14 protein-coding genes are annotated in these 22,124 nt (G+C 38.0%); 13 read left to right on the top strand and 1 reads right to left on the bottom strand.

What is annotated here, in order from left to right; translation table 11 throughout:
* Positions 1 to 31: 31 nt before the first annotated feature.
* The 13 genes from V1L65_RS20540 to V1L65_RS20480 all read left to right on the top strand — a co-directional run bounded on the left by V1L65_RS20540 (position 32) and on the right by V1L65_RS20480 (position 21,645).
* Positions 32 to 1,738 (top strand): extracellular solute-binding protein, encoded by a 1,707-nt coding sequence (locus tag V1L65_RS20540; RefSeq protein ID WP_331701121.1) that lies wholly within the window; start codon positions 32 to 34, stop codon positions 1,736 to 1,738.
* Between the two features lie 79 nt (positions 1,739 to 1,817).
* On the top strand, positions 1,818 to 2,783 hold the full coding sequence (locus V1L65_RS20535) for a hypothetical protein (RefSeq protein WP_331701120.1): 966 nt from the start codon (positions 1,818 to 1,820) through the stop codon (positions 2,781 to 2,783).
* 12 nt (positions 2,784 to 2,795) lie between these two features.
* Positions 2,796 to 3,713 (top strand): hypothetical protein, encoded by a 918-nt coding sequence (locus V1L65_RS20530; RefSeq protein WP_331701119.1) that lies wholly within the window; start codon positions 2,796 to 2,798, stop codon positions 3,711 to 3,713.
* A gap of 26 nt (positions 3,714 to 3,739) precedes the next feature.
* Positions 3,740 to 4,708, top strand: a complete 969-nt coding sequence (locus tag V1L65_RS20525; protein WP_331701118.1) for a hypothetical protein — start codon at positions 3,740 to 3,742, stop codon at positions 4,706 to 4,708.
* Between the two features lie 652 nt (positions 4,709 to 5,360).
* Positions 5,361 to 6,308 carry a hypothetical protein gene (locus tag V1L65_RS20520; protein ID WP_331701117.1) on the top strand — a complete coding sequence of 316 codons (948 nt, stop codon included), beginning with the start codon at positions 5,361 to 5,363 and terminating at the stop codon, positions 6,306 to 6,308.
* Positions 6,309 to 6,340: 32 nt separating this feature from the next.
* On the top strand, positions 6,341 to 6,991 hold the full coding sequence (locus V1L65_RS20515; protein ID WP_331701116.1) for a hypothetical protein: 651 nt from the start codon (positions 6,341 to 6,343) through the stop codon (positions 6,989 to 6,991).
* A gap of 1,327 nt (positions 6,992 to 8,318) precedes the next feature.
* The gene (locus V1L65_RS20510; protein WP_331701115.1) at positions 8,319 to 9,140 is read left to right on the top strand and encodes a DNA adenine methylase; all 822 of its coding nucleotides are present in this window, start codon (positions 8,319 to 8,321) and stop codon (positions 9,138 to 9,140) included.
* Positions 9,141 to 9,836: 696 nt separating this feature from the next.
* On the top strand, positions 9,837 to 11,276 hold the full coding sequence (locus V1L65_RS20505) for a hypothetical protein (protein ID WP_331701114.1): 1,440 nt from the start codon (positions 9,837 to 9,839) through the stop codon (positions 11,274 to 11,276).
* Positions 11,273 to 12,856 carry a coiled-coil domain-containing protein gene (locus tag V1L65_RS20500; protein ID WP_331701113.1) on the top strand — a complete coding sequence of 528 codons (1,584 nt, stop codon included), beginning with the start codon at positions 11,273 to 11,275 and terminating at the stop codon, positions 12,854 to 12,856. The genes V1L65_RS20505 and V1L65_RS20500 overlap by 4 nt, the downstream gene beginning before the upstream one ends.
* Positions 12,856 to 13,875, top strand: a complete 1,020-nt coding sequence (locus tag V1L65_RS20495; RefSeq protein ID WP_331701112.1) for a hypothetical protein — start codon at positions 12,856 to 12,858, stop codon at positions 13,873 to 13,875. Before V1L65_RS20500 ends, V1L65_RS20495 begins: the two co-directional genes overlap by 1 nt.
* On the top strand, positions 13,868 to 19,087 hold the full coding sequence (locus V1L65_RS20490) for a DEAD/DEAH box helicase (protein WP_331701111.1): 5,220 nt from the start codon (positions 13,868 to 13,870) through the stop codon (positions 19,085 to 19,087). The genes V1L65_RS20495 and V1L65_RS20490 overlap by 8 nt, the downstream gene beginning before the upstream one ends.
* Positions 19,088 to 19,603: 516 nt before the next feature.
* A complete protein-coding gene (locus tag V1L65_RS20485) occupies positions 19,604 to 20,713 on the top strand; it encodes a M48 family metalloprotease (RefSeq protein WP_331701110.1) in 1,110 nt (369 codons plus the stop codon).
* A gap of 149 nt (positions 20,714 to 20,862) precedes the next feature.
* Positions 20,863 to 21,645: a DUF6615 family protein gene (locus V1L65_RS20480; RefSeq protein WP_331701109.1), complete on the top strand. Its 783-nt coding sequence runs from the start codon at positions 20,863 to 20,865 to the stop codon at positions 21,643 to 21,645.
* A gap of 270 nt (positions 21,646 to 21,915) precedes the next feature.
* On the opposite strand, the gene V1L65_RS20475 is transcribed toward V1L65_RS20480, so the two are convergent.
* Positions 21,916 to 22,124, bottom strand: a 209-nt coding sequence (locus V1L65_RS20475) for a hypothetical protein (RefSeq protein WP_331701108.1), incomplete at its 5' end; no start/stop codon positions are given.

Here is a 22,124-nt window from a genome sequence, read left to right as displayed (position 1 = left end):
TCTGTAAAACACTATACGAGGAGTGCTGCAAATGAAACTTAAAAAAATGTCATTATGGGTTAGTCTTATTATGGTAATTGTTACAGTTATGAGCGGATGCGGTAAAAATAACAATGCAGCAGAACCACCGTCCTTAGACGGAGCTAATACGCCGGGCTCTTCGGCTGCGGCAAGCGAAGCAGACCCGGCCAATCCGAATCAGATCTCTAAAGAGAAAATTACTATAAAGGCCCTTACTGCGACGTATCCGGAGGCCAAACTGACGGACTACAATTACGATCAGAATGCATTTACGAAATGGCTGGAGGATACGACGAATATTCATATTGAATGGATCACGGTTCCTTCATCTGCGGACATTCAACAGAAGCTCAGCCTCTTAATGAGCAGCGGAGATATTCCGGACATCATGTTCCAGAATAATTTTCCTCCTTCCGTACAGAAGCTGTACGGCAGCCAGGGCTTGCTTTTGGACATGAGCGACTATATTGAGCAATACGGTGTATACTCCAAAAAAATGTTCGAAGAATTTCCTGATACAAAGGCGGCTGTCACCTTGGATCAGGGCGAAATTTATGCTTTACCGACATATGCGGACGATCCTCACTTGAGCTCTCTGTACAAAATGTGGATTAATAAACCATGGCTCGATAATTTAGGTTTAGAAATCCCGCAGACAACGGATGACCTCTATCAAGTTCTGAAGGCATTTAAGGAGCAGGATCCTAACGGAAACAAAAAAAATGATGAAATTCCTCTGTTGGGTAATACGGCATGGGTAACATGGAATCCTATCAACTTCGTGATGAACTCTTTTGTTTACTATAATCCAGACAGAAAATTGATCCTTAACGACGGAAAAGTTGAACCTGTCTTTACAAAACCTGAGTTCAGGGAAGGTTTGAAATATCTTCAGAAGCTTGCCATGGAGGGATTGCTGTCACGCGAAAGTTTCACGATGGACTTTAATCAATTCAAACAGGCTGTTGAAAATCCGGATGCTCCTTTGGTAGGGATGATACCTTCTCATGCTCCGTTTGTCGCTGCGGATACCAGATATCCTGATTATCTCGCCTTAGCTCCTCTTAAAGGACCAGAAGGCGTTCAATACGCAAACTATCATTTCACGACTAATAATAGCGGTGTTGTTGTATCCGCTCAAACAAAGTATCCGGTTGAAGTGTTCAAATTGCTTGATTTTCTTTATGCTCCGGAAACGATGATCCGCATGAAGGATGGACGCGAAGGCTTCGAATGGGAGTATGCTAAAGAGGGAGAAGGACTCGGCAAGGATGGACAGCCTGCTATGTACAAGAATTTGAAAAACTCTGCCAATCAATATGATCCAAATGCAGGCGAGAAGAACATCAACTGGTATATGATGGCCAACTACTTCAATCCAAAATCACTGCAGGATCAATGGCTGGTCGAAGAAGATGCGCCGGTTGATCCGGCCGCTAACCTGGTTCCGGTTACCCAGGAACTGTACGTACCTTATCAACCGTCCAAGGATATGTTATTGCCTCAGACCATTGTATTTACTGAAGAGGAATCAGCAGAGGTTTCCGACATTGAAATTGCGATTAACGATTATGTTACGGAATCAATGACCAGATTCATTCTGAGTTCCAACGATATTGATCAACAATGGGATGCTTATTTAAAGAAGCTTGACCAGATGGGATTGGAAAGATTGATCTCGATTTATCAAGGTTATATGGATCGAACTACAAAATAATGACTAGAACAAATGCAAGTTTGTTATGGAGCTCGTAATTCGCAAATTACGAGCTCCAAATTTATTGGGGGTGTTGTGAATGTCTAAAAAAACATATATAAGTTTGGTGGGGGTATTTTGTTTGTTTTTGCTGGCATCATGCGCTGCTGAAAAGCTGGGAAATTCGGAAAAAACGGTCAATATTTTTGATGATCCGGATTTTTCACTAGGATTTATCATATATCCAACGCTACATTCTGAAGGTGCCAAAGAGATCGGAAGATTGAAATTCGACCCCGAACCGGCAAATCCAGTGTGGCACTTAGCGCAATGGAGCTCGCGTTATGATATTAGCCTCGCCAAAGGTGAAGCAGATGAAGCTAAAGAGTCGTACAAGTATGCCAACGAAGGCAAGGTAGTTGCGAAAGAATACGTGGATGGGGAAGCATTACTTACACTTAAAGTAATCGGCGAGATGGAGTATAAGGACGGGACAAGAAAGAACGGAGAAGCATGGCCACACTTGCTCATTGAACAAGTGATGGGCGATCCTCAGAATGTGGATAGTTTTAGCGAACTTATGCTGAATCTGGATGTTCGGATTAATGATTTCGAGTATCTGATGACAAGTGACTTCGATGCGAATCTGCATGCTGCACAGACAACGGCATACTTTGGCATTTCCAATCAGAACAAGGAATCCGAAGGTTACAGCGATTTCTTTTGGTTCGGTATCCCGATCTTCGATAGCAGATTCGAGTATCCGCCAGGCGGAGTCATAAAAGATGCTGGACAGCCGGGCGCATCGGGAGCGCTAATCTATACTCCTCCCGGTAAAGAATTTTTAACAAAAAATATGCTTGATGGAGAATGGGAAACGATTCATGTCGATCTCATCCCGTATATTCAAAGAGCGGTTGAGGAAGGCAAGCAAAAAGGATACTTGCCGAAGACAAGCTTCGAGGACTTAAAAATAACGAGTTTCAACCTGGGGTGGGAATTGCCGGGTACATATAACGCTTCCCTGCAGATTAAAAATCTCGAATTGATTGGTAGGATAAAGTGAGGGATGTTTCACATGATGACTTCAGAAAAACAATATTTGCACCGGATGATAGGACCGGATAATATTGATGATTACTTATACGTGGATTATCAAAAAGTTCGTAACGATTCTCCTGCATTAATTGTGAGATGGCAGAATGATATCGAGGAGGATGGCTCTGCAATTTCAAAGCAATTGCATACAGATGTTTCCCGTTATACAGGTTTGTTACCGCCGGAACCACTAAACGTTTGGCAGAGAGGCCAATTTGAGAGTTCATTAAAAGGAAGATCGGGTCCGCCTCCATGCTTTCAATGGAACGGTAGATCTATTGGTATCTTAATGAATAGCTGGTATTCCACTCCTCGTGAAATTCGGGGAGGCGGTATGAATACGGTTTACTCGATGCAATTCTCACAGCCGGTAAAGCCATGGCTAATGGAAGGACAGCAATTATACTTTGAAGGCGAGGTGCAGATTCCATATTTTGCTTCATGGTTCAAAGGAAGCGATGCTTACGGACCGGTAGGCCAATTTAGTTACATTGCTTATTTCAAAGACGTAACTACAGAACAATCAATCGCAATGGTCATTAATATATTTGATAACCGTCATGAGGCACCCCCAGAGAGAATAATGCATGATACATTTGTTTCCTTTGCTTCAACTCGATTCGGAGCTGAGCATTTTGTCACAACGGGAAATAATTCGTGTGAGTGGACATCTTCAACCTGGAAGGATTACAGGCCTTATAAAGCGATAATTACCCGACAGAATCTCATCCGGATCGTAGAAAGTGTAAATGATGAGCATCGCATTGGATTGTCGACAGAGCCTTCCGATTATGTTTTGATTTCGGTTGGTATATTGCAGGAGACGTTCAGAGCAGAACAAGAGCAAATCGCTTTGGGAGCATCATTTCGAAATATCGAGGTATATATCGGCAGTTAATAGGTCTTAACTTAGGAGGGAAAAGAATGAAAAGAAACGCTGTCGCAATTACGGTATTGAGTGCCTTGCTTTTACTAGCCCCAGCAACGAGTAAAGGAAGCAGCCCCGTTGCTCTTCTTGAGCCGCAAAGTATCACGGATGTGGAAGATCATCTCTTTGTAGATTATGATCCAACGCCGAATGATCAAATTAATATGATTGTCAGGTGGCAGGATGATGCGTCGCATTCGGGAAATGCAATTTCACAAGCTGTATCCTACGATCCCTCAGCCTTTACAGGGTTCACGCCATCCTCTCCGCGGAACACATGGCAAAGGGGAGAGTTCGATGATGCGGTGAAAGGCTCCCCTGTTTACCAGTTTCAAGGTACCTCCGGAGGAATTTTAATGAATAGCTGGTTTACTACCTATCAAAATGTAGTCGGCGGTGGAGCCAACACGACATATGAGTACAAGTTCTCCTCTCCGCCTGCCGTGTGGACGACGCCAAATTCCAAGCTATGGGTGCAAGGAGATTTGAAAATACCATGGTTTGCGAATTGGGACAACAATAGCAACGGCAACTGGCCGGTTGGTCAAGTGAGTTATTTCATCTATTTAAAAGATACCTCAACAGATCAAACCTTCTGTTATGTTATCAACGCATTTGACAATCGTCCTACTATACCTGATGAAGCGATAATGCACGATACATTTACCTATTTTGCTTCTACGTACTTTGGGGCCAATGATTATGTGACACCCAACCCATATTCGGGATCTTGGACGCATTCTACCTGGAACCAATATGTTTTTTACAGAGTAGAAATCCAGCCCAATGATCTTGTTTCCGCATTGACGGATGCCAACACACTATATGGTGCAGGTTTGTCTACGAACCCTGCAGATTATGTGCTTACTTCTGTTGGTATATTGCAGGAAACTTTTAGAGAAGACGGTGATCAGATCTCCCTTGGAATCTCATTTAGAGATTTTGGAGTATATGTTGATAATTAACAGCTAGGAAGCTGGAGGCAAAACTCTGACGGATGGGAAAGGTATTGTATGAATCTTGGGATTGGATGAAAAGGAACTCTGATTTCTCATCGCTGCAAATGTAACTGAGGCAACCATCAACCAATTTGATCGCTTCGATGAATTAAAAGCTTTTGTAGACAAAGCAAAAGCAAAGGAATTTTTCGAAAAATTGGAGAACACGAAAATACCATCATTTAAGACCAACATAAAAGTACATAATTTACTTAAGGAATTTATTCTTAAAGGTGGGTTCGATCGAAGAGCCAATAGAATAAACGTTTCAGGATGAACATTGATTCTATGAAATATCTAGTACTTTATCAGACTCTGGGTAACGAGAATACTTTCCGAATACAAATGACAAATGCTAAAACTACTTCCTCCCGTGTGGAGGTTTTTTTGTGTACATACATCCTTTGACACAATATTGGTTTATGTATAATGGTTGAAAGGTCTTAGGTCACCTCTTTTTCCATTATATTGAAACACGAATTACATCGAAAAAATATAAATAACTATTATGTGCAATAAGTGGAGGATTATGGAGAGTATTGTCGAATAAGTAAGTCATTATCATATAGGTATATGTCCCTATGAAATTGATGCAATTTTATCTCGGAGGGTGCCATTAATGGGTAAAAAGAAAATGACAGTTGCAAACTTTAACGTTGTATTCGGAAAAAGAGAAGAGCCTTTATTGAATTATTTTGATACGGTTATTATGCCGGCATTGCTGAATCAAGCCACAAAAGAAAAAAGTGAACAAGGATTTGAGTTTCTTAATGTAGAGGTTATTGATTCTGGAAAAGACGATTTTGTCTTAACTGGAATCATCGTAAGAAAAACCACATTGGAGGTATTATCAAAGATAGATGAGCATGGGAATCTGGTTGAGGCAAATGAATTTCATCCTTCAGCGCCGTATTCAATGTTTTCGATATTTCTGAAAAATCACCGCATGGTCTTGGTGAAAAACCAAAAAGGCAGCCCAGATATCAAGTCTTTTTCGTCAGCATTTAAACAGGTTTTAAATAATTACATTAGACAAGAAAATACATACCTTAGAGAAACAGAGCAAGAACTTTTACCTTATCCTATCATGAATGTCGTTGGTATTCCAATGAAGGAATCAATCGATGAGGCATTGAAAAGGGTCTCGAAAATTAACAAGCTCACACTACGATTCTATCCATTAAACGGAGATATTGATTTTAGTGATTTATTTGAGGGAATGACATCAGATCTTAGGAAAAAAGTTGGCAGCAAGACTGGATCAGTAGTGTTAAATTCACCAACTTCAAAGTCTGGAATAATAGATGTCTTAACTGCTGCACAAGGTACAATTGAACCAGTATTTGAGGTGACATATCCAGATAAGAGCAAAGGGAAGATACGCAATGGTACACTATCTGAAAACATGGATATTAGTATCGATGAAACAACAATAGAAAAGTCGTTGTTAGAAATTATAATGACCTCTAAGAAGATTGAGAGCATTTCAATGGTGAGTGAAGGAAATAGGGAGATTTACGAAGTTAATAAATCAAATATTATACCCTTTGTAAAAAGGAAACATTAGAATGCGATTTTTGTAGAAGGTGATGAATGGTCATGGCAATTGATGTTAAGAAAATTGAAAAATTGTTTTCTAGCCGTTCATCCAGGGCTTTATTTAAGGAAGCGATAATTGAAATCCTACCCGAGAAAGATCAGTGGGCCTCTTCTATAATATTTGGAGTTATATCGGCTGTTCCAGCTGGAATAATAGGTGTGTCGAAAGACACCGTGGAATTATTTTATAAGGCAGTCTCAAACCTTAATAGTATTATTTTAGCTCTATTCGCTATTGTTTTTACTGGTTATGCATTGTTTCAAGCGTTAGTAAATAATGATTTGTTGCGAAGGTTAATAATAGCAGACGCTAAAAAAAGCGGGAAGAGATCTAAGGAAGATAAGACAAGAAAAAGTAAGTTGCAGGAGAGTAATGAGTATTTTATTAAGTTAATGATGCTCATTATTTCGGCAATAGTGATTAATGCTTTGTTACTGTTGGTAATAGGGAGTTTACCCAAGGATTTTTATCTTCCTCTGAATAACACGTTTAATAATACGATGGCTGCAATATTAATTTGGATTTATTTTTTGTACATGTTTCGAATTTTATGGGAAATGAAAAGCTTTGTGTATAATATGTTTCAATTATTTAATGCGCATGCTGGTTCAAAGGCAATTGAGTTGTTAAAAAAGCAAGATGAAGAGTGATTTCAGGGATCGCTTGTTAGGGTCTGCGATTGAAGGCCGTTTCGCTTATTTTGTAATGTTGCTCATGGGTGGCATGATGTAATAAACAGAAAATGATCAGAATATGCCTGCCGTATAATTGCCGTAAATTCGCGATAAAGTCTATTAAAGCAAAAGAATACAAAGAGCATTGGCGAAAAACAAGATAAACATAAGTTTTTTTCTGGATTGTTTCATGGATATGGAATTGGAAGCCACTTGATTCACCAAGATGCGGATGCCATTAATTTTTTAATAGATCATAATCAAATGGAAGAAGGATAGCTAAGGAGTTAGCACACGGGTGTAGACAGAACCTGCAGAGAATATATATTTAGAATCACATTTCAGATTGGATCAGGAGATAGAAAAGTTTCATAAGTCCTTCCAAGAAGTCGATGAAAAGTATTTAGATCATTGATCGCATACTTTGAAGCGGGGAACGTCAATAACAGACTATATTACGAACCAATTTTTGATCCTTCAAAAACGGCCATGAACCCTTGTGCCAAGGGTACCCATTTTAAGTATGCATAATTATTGTTGGGTCTATAAGGTTACCAATGTGGACGATAATATCCCCTCTTCCATTTGGTCGTCGCCCGAATAGTCAATCCTGAGTTACTGATAAGTGGCTAATGCACAAATTAAAAATAATTAAAGATTCAACAGAGCTTAGACTATCTATATTTTTGAAGATGAAGTAGGTTCTTCAAAAAAGAAGAATCTATTTCATTTTTTCACCTTTTCAAAAGTGCTCTTCTTATTTTAATAAGTATGAACACTATTAATCCAAATTCATTAACTCAGTGTTTGCTTTTGATAATACCAACAAGTAGTACTTAAAAAAGCTATAGTTAGTTAATCTAAGTACGAAGTTTAAATCATTTCCTTCATTTATAAGAAGAACTTCTTTTGTTTTAACAGTAAGGCTTTCCCACAGTTTTGGGAATTTCCACAATATTAAGGCTATTTTGAGAAAAACTGTTTTAGGTCTAGAAATCTTGAATCGCGATTAGTTTTGTTGATATGATTTACACATAGAATCTTTTGATTGTAGGGTGGCGTGAAGTGACAGAAGAAAATTAGCATAAGAAAGAAGTGATTAAAAGACTTCTTTTCTTTTATGAGCAGGAAAATAGTCGCATATGGTCGAATTTATATACTCTAGAAGTAGTAAATTAAACCAATTTCAGTTTATAATGTTAGTCAAAGGGAATTTGAAATTTGGAATTGTTCGAAAGTCCCATAAATGTCATGGGAAAGCATACAAAATTAAGCAACTTTCATTTTGATTGGACTGATAAGTATGGGGAGAGTGTTCTCACCTTTAAGATATCCTGGCGGTAAGGGGCAGATGTATAATTATATAGTAGAGATAATGAATAAGAATGACCTAATAGGATGTAATTATGTAGAGCCTTTTGCCGGAGGCGCGGGTGTGGCCCTAAGATTACTACGAGATGGATATGTGAGAAACATATCCATTAATGATTATGATCGTTCGATTTATGCTTTTTGGTATAGCATATTAAATACAACGGATGAATTTATTAGGAGAATTCAAGGAACTGAGGTTAATATCACTGAGTGGCATCTACAAAAACATGTGCAAGACAATAAAGATGATGCTAGTTTATTTGATCTGGGTTTCTCAACTTTTTTTCTAAATAGGACTAATCGTTCAGGAATTCTTAAAGCGGGACCGATAGGTGGGCTTAATCAGGAAGGCAAATATAAAATTGATTGTCGGTATAATAAGGAAAGACTAGTTGCTTTAATTCTACAAATTAATCAACAGAGGGATAATATTGAGCTTTCAAATATAGATGCTAATGAATTAATTCAGAATGTTAATAATGAAGGAAGTTTCTGGTTTATTGATCCACCTTACTATCAAAAAGGAAAGGATCTATACATTAATTTTTTTTGTCACGATGATCATCATGCCTTATCAGAAACTATAGACATTTATTTGGAGAGAGTTCCTTTTATTATAACATATGACATATGTGGGAGTATTTATGAATTCTATAGGCATTTAAATTGCGAAATTATATCTCTAAACTATAGTGTTCAAACTAAGAAAAAATCTGGTGAATATATGTTTTATAAAAATCTTTTGGTATAAGGAGGTAGTTTTGAGTATGAGGATAACTGGATTACTGTTCCCGTAAGAAACTTAATAGTTTGCACGATATTCATAGAACAGCAATAGAGATGTCGGAAACGAAGTTGGAGCATTCGATATTTTTTTTGAAGTTGAAGGAAAAAGTAATTAGATGACTTGGTTGCTGATGTGTGGAATTTGGTTTGAATTCCCACCGGCAGCCTATTTTTGTGGAAACGTTAGTTTGGATTCTTACATAGTGTATTGTGGAAAAAGAAGGATATCGATTCTAAAGCTCTTAGCTAAGCGAATTATTATATACAACAATATTTGTTAATTTAAACTAATCGTGAGAAGGACTTCGTTTAATAGACATTGAACGCAGTGGGGAAGAAGGCGGGAAAGACGATTAGGCTGGGGTAATCACAGTGCCGATATGCTCATTATGATTCAGCACGATTTAAGAAAATGTGATTACATAGTTTTCATTTTTATCTGAATCAGTTTTATAAGCATATAATTACTGAAAACTTGTATTTTATTCCAAATTTTAGATAACGCCATCTAACAGAACGATAATTCGCTCTAGCTTTCTTTGAGTGAGTGTAATGTGGCTTCATCTCGTTCCAACGCGGCAGATGAGAGGGAAGAACAATACAATACTTAATATCTTAGTGTAGGCGTAAACTGCAACCTGATGAAAGGAGATTCTAAGAAATGCGTAAGGTGTATGATACAATTCTTCAAACTGAAGTCTCTGCGGAGCTAGCTGTTCGAAACGGCGGATTTGAACCGTATCGCTATGAGTGTGCTTGTTGTGGAGAGGAAGTGTTTGTTGCTGCTCCTTACAGCACCAGAATGGTCGCTCATTTCAGGCATCGTAGCGGGAATAATGACATTGAATGCGAAAATTACCTCGGACAACTTGGAGTGATAAGCACAGATTCTAGTTCGAAAAGAAGCAGCCGCGTAAGGGCAGAGTTCTACTATAATAACAGCAGCAAAACTTTTAGCTTAGGTCTTCGGTTTAGCGAGAGCGAAATTAAAGCCTACGAACAGCAATATATTGATTTCGAGATAAGAACAACAGACTCAGATGCACCTTTCCATGTATTGAAAATTAACAGTACAAACTTTACACCTGACGTTCCTACAATGATTTCTTTAAATCATTTTTCGTCCAGCTATTATTTGTCCAATACCCTTAATGATGCAAAAAGAAAATATGATCTTTTCAATCACGATAATGCTCCGATCTTTTTAAAAATACAAGGCAACAATAGTGATGATAGTAATTTTCAAGCAAAGTTAGTCCGCGGCATTGTATTGTATACGAACACCCAGTACTTTGTTGTATTTCAAAGATACTCATCAGAACGAGCGATTCTGTTTCCAAGTGGCATAGAAGTGGGGGGAACTTCCTACTTTGAAACAATGAATCGAAAGTTTATAGGGTTTTTATTGTCGATAACAAATAAAACTGCTTCTATAGATAATATGATAAATTCATGGGGTTACCAATTAGAAGCTTCCGAGTCACTGACGCTGCTTTGGCCGCCTGCACAAGTAATTGATGATGTCAGCATTATCGCATCGGAATATGCTTATATTTTTTCGAGCTTTGAATTACAGGCTCATGGGAACATCAATGTAAATTCGGAGGAAATAGTGGAGCTTTCACACGGCATATCAAGAGTATCGGTTAAGCCAAAGACTAAAATATTCAAGAAGAATGCGGAAATTGTTATTAATAAGGTTGTACCGCTTGTTGACACTTACATCGATATTACACTATCCAAAAGAGTGAAAAACAGCTTTACTGTTCCTGATGAAGGTTTTTATTTCCTTTTTAATCATTCGGGGGTTTCCTCTTTAAAAAATGGACAAGTTGTTTTTCTGACACCTGGAAGTCTGATTGTTCAGTATGAGTACAACTATCCTGTTAGTTATATTTATCCTTGTAGTCAAAGGGAGCTATCAGGTGATGCATTGCTGGAAGATATTCTTGCGCACTATAAACGTACAGAAGCCTTCGACTCTACCAAGAATAGTTCACTTACACTTAGCAAAACTGCCTCTCAATACTTCGAAAAGTGCAGGATAGCGGGTTCAATCAATTCGATTGCTAAGTGCTTCATCGAGGAGGGACGGCTATGAATTATATTTCGCAATTAACCGAAGATGAAGTGCGGTTTATTTGCTCAGTTGTACCGTATAAGGACACACTTGCGTATTTTACAAAACACCCAAAAGAGTTCGCGAAAATTCGTCCAGGATTTCGAGCTAATGCAATCTCGAAACTCAATGTAAGCAATCTGTTATTTAATTATCGTAGCAGACTGTTTATTTCGAAATTTATTGAAAAACGTATTGGAGTTTGGCTCTCTCAGATTCAAGAACATATTAGCAAATGCCTGGAGGATGGGGAAAGTAAAGATATAGCTTTTATAAATACTTTGCCTTTCTGTTTCTTTGCCGATAATGTCAATTTATACTTTAAGCTTGTCAATGAGGAGTACTCGGAGGAATACATCGCGTTATTGAGTGCAACAGTTAAGGCTATAAAAGAGGCGACCAACAAGCAAGAAAGGCTAAATGAAGAAATAAAGGTCTTAGAGTCTGAATGTAAAAAACTCAAAACGGAAATAGAGTCAAAAGAAGCGGAGTTGGATAGAAGCAAAGATAATCTATCAAACAGATTGTCAGAGATTAATACTCTCAATAGCAAGATTTCTATTCTAGAAGAACTTCAAGCCACTGCTAAGGAAGATGAGGAAGTAATCAAATCACTCGAAAGGGAAAAAGTGGAATTTCTTGATAAAATCCACTTGCTGTCTAAAGATTTAACAGAAGTCAAAAATAATAGCCTGCTTCTTGAGAAAAAAATATTAACTGAATTAGAGGAACAGCAAAAACGTTTAGAAGAGGAACAGGGTCCCGCAGCAAGTCCAAAATGCCCTTACGATATAAACGAATTCAAGGAATATTTAGGGTATAACCTAGCAAGTATCGGAGTGACTAATGATGCCGAGTATTACCCACTCCTGATAAAGCATTTAAGTAAGACTCTGTTTCACGGAGTACCTATCGTTGTCAATCACGCAATCGGGATAAATCTCATTAAGTGTGTGGGCAACACACTTATAGGAAAATCGACTGTTAAGATGATGTCTTATAGTAAAGACGTAACAGTCGAGAAAATAGGCCAGTTCTTACAGTCTGCAGATCGTGTTGTTTGTTTAGATAATTTTATTGGTAATTTTAACGAAACCGAGTTAATTCCGTTACTGAAAAAACACAGAGATAAAATAGTTTTCCTAACGGTTGTTTACGATAGAACACTTCATTACTTATCAAATGAGTTTAAGCGATATTGTCACTATTTCAACGCGAATCGTATCGGGGCTTTATCCATCAACACAGAGTTATCTGAAGACCCATCAACGATTGCGGAGCAAAGTTTTATTCCGAAATTTGCCCTGGGAGGCAATAGGTTTCAGAATATCTTTAGGGAGATACTTCGGGAATTAGGCTACCCTCAAAGCCTGTTTGAGCATTGTTGTGCGTTAATAACTAATGAGGATGATTTGTGCTGCTCACTAGCATTTGATGTTTTGCCATATTGTGCTGATGTATTGCAGATCAACCCATACACCACATCTGAGCGCCTGTTAAAATACGCTGGAACAGACGGCCGATGCCCACAAAAAAAACTGCTTATGAGGTGGTTTACGTAATGAATGAATTTATAAACGCTATGTCAAATGATATGGGCATTAGTCGTTACAAGGGCGAATCCAATGATTCATTCATCTACAGACTCTGCTATTCTGCAATGGGGCAATGGTGCCTTAGGATAGCTCAAAACTCTTCAGATGGTAAAATTGGAGTCACAAAGCATAATCAAACCATTGTTATAAACGAATTACTGCAATGTTATACCGAAATATTTCCCAACAATGGAGACAAGTATATTGATTCTAATCAATCACAAATGAATTTTCCTGTACACATTCGGAGGGTATATGAGGAAACCGGCTATCTGCTTACTAATAGTAGCAATCGTAACCAGTTAGCCAATTTTGGGAGAACCGTTTACATAGGTAATACTTCTCTGTTTTTTGGCATTCCTAATAAAATGCATACTGTTAACGGGCTTGGTGTGTTTACGTCACCAACTACACATTCAGTTACGTCAAGTGAATTATTAATAAGAGATTCATTATCCTGTGAGGAATATTTGTTATCGAGGTATGACATTGCAGATTTTTATGAAAAGGATCTTTCCACGGACGAACTGCAATTTTTCAATCCTCTATCCAATAGCGTTCCATCACAATCATGGTCAGCAAAATTGGCTACAGATTATTCCTTGGCTCGAAAAAGTCAGTGGGGACCCTTCTATAGAGTGATTCGTGAATCTGATGAATCGCTTTTGTTTGCAGATGAAATTGTCGAGTCGCAGAGCGACAGCTTAACTTCATACGAATATAGGAGACTGTATTTTTCGTTAAAAGCGCATTACAACAACCCTTTAAGAGCAAGGATCGTTAAACTAGATGAGGAATATTCAAAACTTACAATTGGCGGGCACCTACCAAATCGAGAATACTATTTTTTGTTGCTTTTGTCTTGGCCAATCAATAACGCCTTTGACAAAGTCAGCTTTCTTATAAGGAACGACTTTATTCCAGAAATAACAAATACTCTTAAAAACATTGGAATTATAGTTAAGGGAGGAAATGCAGGTGCTTAACACAAACGGCGTACAAGAATATTATCAGGCAATCCGCGATAGGTTGAAGAACTACATCAAATCAGACTATTTGGCTAACAGCGAAACTCTACTCCTTTACGTCGATGACCTTCTGGGCGAATTTTGCTCAGCGCACACCAACATTGCTCGCGAGCCTTATATCGAAACTTCGGCATCTTATAAAAAAGTCCAAGATGGCATTAAAAACTCTCATCACATCGAACAGAGCGTAAAGGAGTCGGTGCTGAAACTTGTAAAGGAGAATCTTGGGATCTTTCCCGACCCGTTTGAACACCAAGTTAAGGCTTTAGAGTATTATTTATCAGGGAGAGATTTGTTCGTTTCTACAGGAACGGGTTCTGGTAAGACAGAGTGCTTCCTTTGGCCTATTATAAGCAATTGTTTCAATGAAGCAAAGAATCGTCCTAGCTCTTTTAAGATGGATGCTGTGCGTACTCTTATTATTTATCCTATGAACGCTCTTGTATCTGACCAGCTCGCCAGATTCAGGAGAATCATCGGTAACGATAAATTCCGAGATATTTTCACTAAGGATACTCATGCTACCCGCATACCTCATTTTGGTATGTATACTGGTAGAACTCCATATTCCGGCGATGCAAAGCCGGCAAGTAGCCGTGAATTAGCGAATACATTCCGTGAAAATTATTTGATAGATGAAAACGCCGATGCAGAGACTCAGCGGCGACAATTTAACAACATAGACGGACTAAGAAGCATCAATAAATACCCTGTAAGATTCGGTGAAAACGGAATGAAAGTATTTATTGAGAACTTGGAAAAGAACATTCATATGCCATCACCGTTTGACGCTGAACTCATAACGCGTTTTGAGATGCAGAATTGTCCGCCAGATATTCTGATTACCAATTATTCCATGTTGGAGTACATGCTTATGCGTCAGCGCGAGGCAAACATATGGGACAAAACGAAGCAGTGGCTTGATGAATCTAGCGACAATAAACTTCTCATTGTCTTGGACGAAGCGCATATGTATCGTGGCTCTGCTGGTGGAGAAATATCGCTGTTGTTGGAGCGATTGTTTCATCGCTTGAAAATTTCAGTCGATCGAGTTCAGTTCATTCTTACAACTGCGAGTATGCCTCAAAACGATCAAAAAGCGATTAATGCTTTTTACTCTGGTCTTACAGGGAAAGAGCCTGCTAGTTGCGAATTTTTGTACGGTACAAAAGAAGCTGTTCCAGATGAAGTGGAGATAAAAACAGATATTGATGCGTTAGCATCAATTGGTTCTCAGCAAGTGCAAGGCGACAACATAACCGTCAGAATTAAGGATTTTGCAAAAGTCGTTTTCCATTGCGACCTAGCAAATGACATTAGTCAGAATCAAGCTCAAGTATGGCTATACGACAATCTTCCCAAATATCAAGCGTTTGTAATGCTTAACAAATTATGCCGTGATGGCGCAAAATCATATAGTGAGATTAAGAGAGAACTGTTTGGTGACAGCGAAAATGCTGGGAAAGCACTAGATGCTTTATTAGTTTTAGTTTCTCTTGCTGCAAAGAGTGGCAATATTCTCTTCCCTGTGCGCCTTCATATGTTTTTGCGTGGACTGCAGGGTTTATATGCATGTTCCAATCCGAAATGCAGACTAGCCAAATATTCGAAAAGCGAGAAACTCCCGTTGGGCAAGGTTATCTCTATTCCGAGGGATAGATGTGAATGTGGCGGGCGAATTTATGAACTTGTAAATCATATCAAGTGTGGGGCATTATACTTTAGAGTTTACCTTCAGAAAAATGAAGGACAACCATATTGGTATGTGTTCCCGCAACGTGGGCTGAATGGTGATGCAAATTCGCTTAATGAAATGCTGCTATATGTTGTTCCGGAAGGCTATCAGAAGAGGAAAAACGATAAGATTGGTGCTCTTGACCCATTAACGGGGAAACTGTATACGTCGCCTCAAAGTGACGATAAATTGCTTACTATTGTCTACCATGAGAAATTTGATAAAAATACACGGTCATTTACTTTCAATGTTTGCCCAAAATGCAAAAAGCAAATGCCGTTAAAGAAACCGATTGACTTATCCACCAAGGGTAACGTACCGTTCTATAACTTGACAAAGGCTCAGTTTGAACTACAACCCGCAAAGCGAACTGAACTGATTAACCAAGGGAAAAAAGTCCTGTTATTTTCAGATTCTCGTCAGAACGCAGCAAAACTTGCACGAGACTTGTCAAAATCATCTGATGCGGATGCTTTCCGACAGGCGGTTATGCTTGCATCACTTCTTTTGAAGGTTGATGACAAAGAGCATTCATTATCGGACTTATATCCAGCGTTTTTGGATGTTTGTATTCAAAACAGACTTTCATTTTTCAGTGGGATAAGCAAAAAGAAGTTTGAGGAAAATAAGCGGTTATTTAAAGTTGCGAAAATTAGATCTGAAAAGCAAGGTAGAGTTCTTAACTATGCGGCAATGGCTCATGAGTATCAACCGTTACCCGACGACTATTATGAGCAGTTGCTGATGTTTTTTACGGAAAGCCCTCGTTCATTTAAAGACATTGGTATAGGATACTTAGCTCCTATTTGTTCCATTCTTGATAATTGTGTATACGATTTAGAAGATGAAGGCTTGACTATTGAGAGCGAAAAATTGTATCAATTGCTCGTGCTGTTATTCTGGGATGTTATGGACGATAGCGCTGCCATCGGAGAAACAATCCCCGATGATGTCAGGATAGGTCTGCCCGGACGAAGTAAAATACAGATATTTGGTCTGAGTTTCGATTTTTCAACGGAATTGGACAAAAGGCTTATTCAAAGAATCCAAGAAGTGCTGAAAATCGATGATTATGCGATGAAGAAAGTTGTAGATAAAGTGCGAGACTTATTCTTCTCACTTGCTTCAAACAACAGACATTACATTAAACTAGCGGCAGTAAAAATTGAGTTAGCCGATGATAAATTCACTTGGTATCGCTGCGTAAAGTGTGGAAAGCTTTCCCCCTACAAGATTGGAGAATTTTGTGGTGCTTGTTTTGATTCAGAAGACGTAGTGCCAATTAACGCAATGGAATTATCTCGTTTTGATTTTTGGCGGATACCTGTTCTTAATGCTTTGAATAAAATTGAATCTATCCATACAATTGACACAGAGGAACATACAGCACAACTTTCACATAAGGAAACTAAAAGCGATACATGGAGCCGTACCGAAAACTATGAAATGCGATTTCAGGACATATACTCAGGAGAATATGGGGAGGAATCCATTGATGTCTTGAGTTGTACGACTACCATGGAGGTCGGTATTGACATCGGTTCATTAACCGCTGTAGGGCTCCGAAATATACCTCCAATGAGAGAGAATTACCAACAACGTGCCGGACGCGCGGGACGTAAGAATACCGGCATTTCGACCATTGTAACATATGCTTCTGGTGGAACACATGATAGCCACTACTTTTTGCATCCCGATGAGATGATTTCGGGTTCGCCACGTAAGCCCTGGATTGACCGTGATAATCCAAAAATCAGGCAGCGCCATATAAACATGTTGGCGTTGAATGGATTCATGTCGTCCCCGGAAATGAAATCACAATTCGATGGTATAGTTGATACAGGAATAGTGTCCTTTTGTGAAAAATACGGAGATAACTTTATTGAATATGCAGAATCATTGAACTTGTCTACCAATGAAACTATCAGGCAGTTTCGCGAAATAAGGCTAAATGTATTAGATGAAGGCAGACGTAATGAATACTTTAACAATGACAAAGAGACTTCTGCGTTTGATGTTTTCTATCGTGAAGGATATATTCCGTCATATTCATTTCCCAAAAATGTAGTTAGGTTTTATGTGGAGAAAGAATCTGAACGGGGTAAAAACGCTCCTCGTGACATTCAATATGCTCCAGATAGAGATATTGCTATAGCGCTTAGCGAGTATGCGCCCGGCAGATTTGTCACGATTGATAAAAAGATATTTAAAAGCGGAGGCATTTACGCCAATCCACGTCCAAGAGGCTTCGAAACGAATCAAGCTGAGTACTACTTCAAGAACAAAGATTATTATAAAGACATTATCATTTGTTCAGAATGCAATTGGTTTGGAGTTGAGAAGGAGGATGTTTCAAAGAAGCAATGTCCATATTGCAGTGCGCCAATAGACCATAAAAAAATGCTGCGTCCATGGGGTTTTTCACCTGTTAAAGGTGATGATGTTAAGTTTGAAGATGAAGATGAACAATATACTTATGCTGAAGCGCCTTATTATTCCTATGTCCCAGAAGACATGAATATGGATACATTTGGGGAAAGCAGGATCCGTTATGCTAAGTTGTCCGATAGAAAAGTATTAACCGTCAATATGGGCAATAGCAAGAATGGTTTCAACGTTTGTAAAAAATGCGGAGGTGCTGAGGTTGCTGAGGTGAACAACAATGGAAATTATTCCATTTCGCAGCCATACCACGATAACCGTCCATTGTGTCGACATGAAGGAACTGTAGCAACAAATATGTTTTTAGGGTATGAGTTCTTAACCGATATGTTCATGATGGATATTTTCTATGACTCTACAAAACTTGTAGGTAACAGTAACGTGGAGGAAAAGAGCATTCTGCGAGCTGCGGTAACGACTCTGCATGAGTCACTAAAAAAAGCTGTTTCGCTAGTACTTGACATAGATTACAGCGAGATAAGTGGAGGGTGGAGACCAAGAATAAAGAATGATGGTGACTCGCGCATTGAAATGTTCTTCTATGACAATCTCTCAAGCGGTGCAGGCTATTCTTCTCTGATTGGCTCGATTCTTGATAAAGTACTTGAAAGAGCAAGACAAATTCTTACAGAATGTGAGTGTTCGCGCACCTGTAAGAACTGTCTCGATAACTTCTGGAATCAGAGAAACCATCAGTTATTTGATAGACAATTGGGATTGCAGCTTATTAACTATGTTGAATATGGGCAATTACCAGATGAATACGATAACGGAGAACAACAGGCTTTTCTTGTGCCGTTGCAAAAACTCATTGCAGAAGACAGAAGTATAACGAAACCCAATCCCTCAATCAAGTTTGAGGTTATTCCAGCTATTCTCAAAAAGTCGGAGAACACAAAAACAAAGATATTCTTAAATCCTTATGATTTGTCCGATTGGTTGCCCAATACATTTATGACATACAGAAGCTTAATAAGCGAGGAGAATGGCTAAGTCACTTTCGCCGCTTCGTTATACGGACGGCGAATCAAAATTCTATGAAAAGGTTAAAAAAAAATGCTCTTTGCAACAAAACACAAGTTGAGCCTATTGCATGGGTTTATTTAGGAATTGGTTTGTTATGCGATAATATTTAGCGCATCTAGAAATTTTAATAAGTGGTGCAATAGACAGTTCACTATATGTTTAATCAAGTTCAGTTAGTATGGAGACTCCGTCTCTACAAATATAATGGTGCTCTTATTTTAATGGGAACGGATTGGGGACGAAAGCTATCATATTCGAGTGAATGGCAACTAAACAAAACAATACTCCAACTCAGAAAACCTATACAAATTAAGTTTAGGCCCTACAGCAGTAGACAGGAACCAAACAGTCTATGATCCCACATGTAGTGCATGTGGGGTGTTGCTTACAAGAAATTCTTGGTCAATAAATTCTGGTGTATAAAATTCCATTTTACTTAGTTATCAGGCCCACGTGTCTCAATCTATGGGAGCAATATAATATGTGGATACGATTTATTTGAATGGAAGGTTTTTTATGTTCATCATTAATGTGCTCTGTGTTTTATTTGTTACAGCCGGAAATCTTATTCTATGTGTATATTCGGTTCATGTATTGATTCTTTCAATTAATAAAGAGAATCCTGAGACGGCTACAATTTTTCAAGCATTATTTGGAGTCCTTTATTCATGTGCTCCTATAATTATCATACCTTTTATCATAAATAGTTACTTAAGTAAAACGAATAAATCTATATTTATGATTGTCTTAATTATGACAGTTTCATTTTTCGTGGGCATTAGATGGACTAAAAAATGGTGGATTTTTATTGCAAGTATTGAAAAAGATCTGGAAAATAACTCTACTGAGGATAATGAGGTATATGATTTTCCGTATATTCAACTAAGAAGTGATATTTTTAAGCTCTGTCATCAGGCAGGAGTAACTAATGTAGAGCTCTTTTTAACCAATGAAAAATCAATTAATGGATATGCCAGAGCCAATTATATCAAACCCAATTCGATCACACTGACAGAAGGTTGCTTAGGACTAACTTGGCCTGAGATTGCAGCAATCGTAGGACATGAAATAGTCCATATTAAGTATAAAGATAATACTATTATGGCCGTCATATGGAGAATAGTTGGAGGTTTACTTTTAATTTTTCTTTTGATTGTTTATATCTTACTTATCCAAGTAGTCGGTGATCTATCTCCTATTGCAGGCGAGGTTTTAACAATTCTAACTCTACCTATTGTCATACTTTATGAAATCTCTATGCTTGTATTTTTAACTATTGATAACAGAAGATATTGGTACCAAATTCAGGAATTACGTGCAGATCGACTAGCGTGTGAACTGCATGGCGTCAAACGCTCAGCCATGTTAGATTTTTTAGAAAAAGAAGTTGTACGAGAAGAGAGCTGGTTCAAAAAGTTATATTGGTACAAGAAAATATACTATCGATATTTTATCCTGCTTGAACACCCTAGTGCTAAACATCGACTCAAATTAATTAATAATTACAGAAAGTGGTCATTTGTAGATTATGGTATACATATTTTACAGGTTACAAAATGGTTTTTCAGTGGAAAGGGTTGGAACGGTCTTTAGCGTAGGGGGAGTCGGGGATGATTTCAAAAAAATTATGCAAACTAGTCTGTGATATTTCGGGAGAGATATGGGGGAAAATGGATTTTTCATTTCGAAATAATACGACTATTGAAGAAACCACAATAACGCACCTAGTGTAGGAATTGATAATGTCTTGTAATAACATAGAAACGGTTGCTACGAAGAAACCAGGAAATGTAGAGGAATATAAAACCGGAGCCGACTTTGAGTGGTGGTTTATTGAGAAGAAGACGCAGAAGAGCATTGGGCTGAGAATTCAAGCAAAAGTAATTAATAAGATTTGTACAGGATATAACGAATTAAAACATAAAATTGGTGATCAGTACCAAATCAATGTATTGATCAATAGTGCTCTTAATGAAAAAATGATACCGATGTATTGTTTTTATTCGTATTCGTACAGTAAATGGGAGCCTAATCGAGCTTGGGAGCTTGCTTTTGCCCATAAAATTAAAGAAGTATTTTTTGAGTCAATCGAAACTGTCCATAAACGTGAAGCGATAAAGGAACACCTATTCTCAGCTGAAGAACTATTCTGTCCAATAACATGTATTGAGGATTTTGTCTATTTATTTGGTACTTTAACCAACATAAAAGATCTTGAAGATTATGTTAGGGGATCTGTGCCTGATTACATTGATAATATGTTAAAAAACAAACAAGAAAACATCAAAAAAAGAACTAGCGGAAATAGGAAGCGGGGAACTATCTTTATGCCTCGTGTTGTGAAGAGAGAAGGTTCTAAAGATATATTGAAAAACGTGATATTTTGCCTTAAGAAGGCAAATCTAAATAAAATTAAAAACCGATTGTTTGATTTTGTAAATGGTAGCCCATCACAAGTCTCATTTGTGGATTTTCCGACTAAAGGGCCTAATGTGGGATATATTATGGTTTCACTTTTTGAGTGATATCAAGATTGAGTAACCCACACTTGAATGCTGAATGTTGTTAGTATGGGAATAGTGTTTAAAGCCACATTTACCTTGAAACAAAGGTTCAAGTATAACATTACTTGAACCTTTGTTGATTTTACATATAGGTTGATGGTGTATAGAAGGATTTTCTTATGGCAAAAGGCGTGATCAAGCATCATTCCATTCTATTCTGAAATTATAGGAAATACTTAAATCGCCTCGTCTTCGCGATCGTCAAAACCACCTTCATGAGTATGATTTGCGTTATTCTGTGGAGAGTTGGAAGAATTGAATATGGATTTGATCAGTGAAAATACTATGAATATTGTTTTTATTGTCCCGAATTACTATGTAGTTTTTATCCTGATATACTCGTACTCCTTCAATATTTTTTATTTGTCCATTCAAGGTGTATTCTACTGTAACAAAGTCCGTATCAAACTGGGCTAGATTTTTACCGAAGCCTCCCAATT

The organism is Paenibacillus sp. IITD108, from assembly GCF_036541265.1.
GTDB lineage: Bacteria > Bacillota > Bacilli > Paenibacillales > Paenibacillaceae > Pristimantibacillus.
Note: the sequence above shows the minus strand (reverse complement) of the source record. Positions and strands in the feature narration are given on the sequence as shown.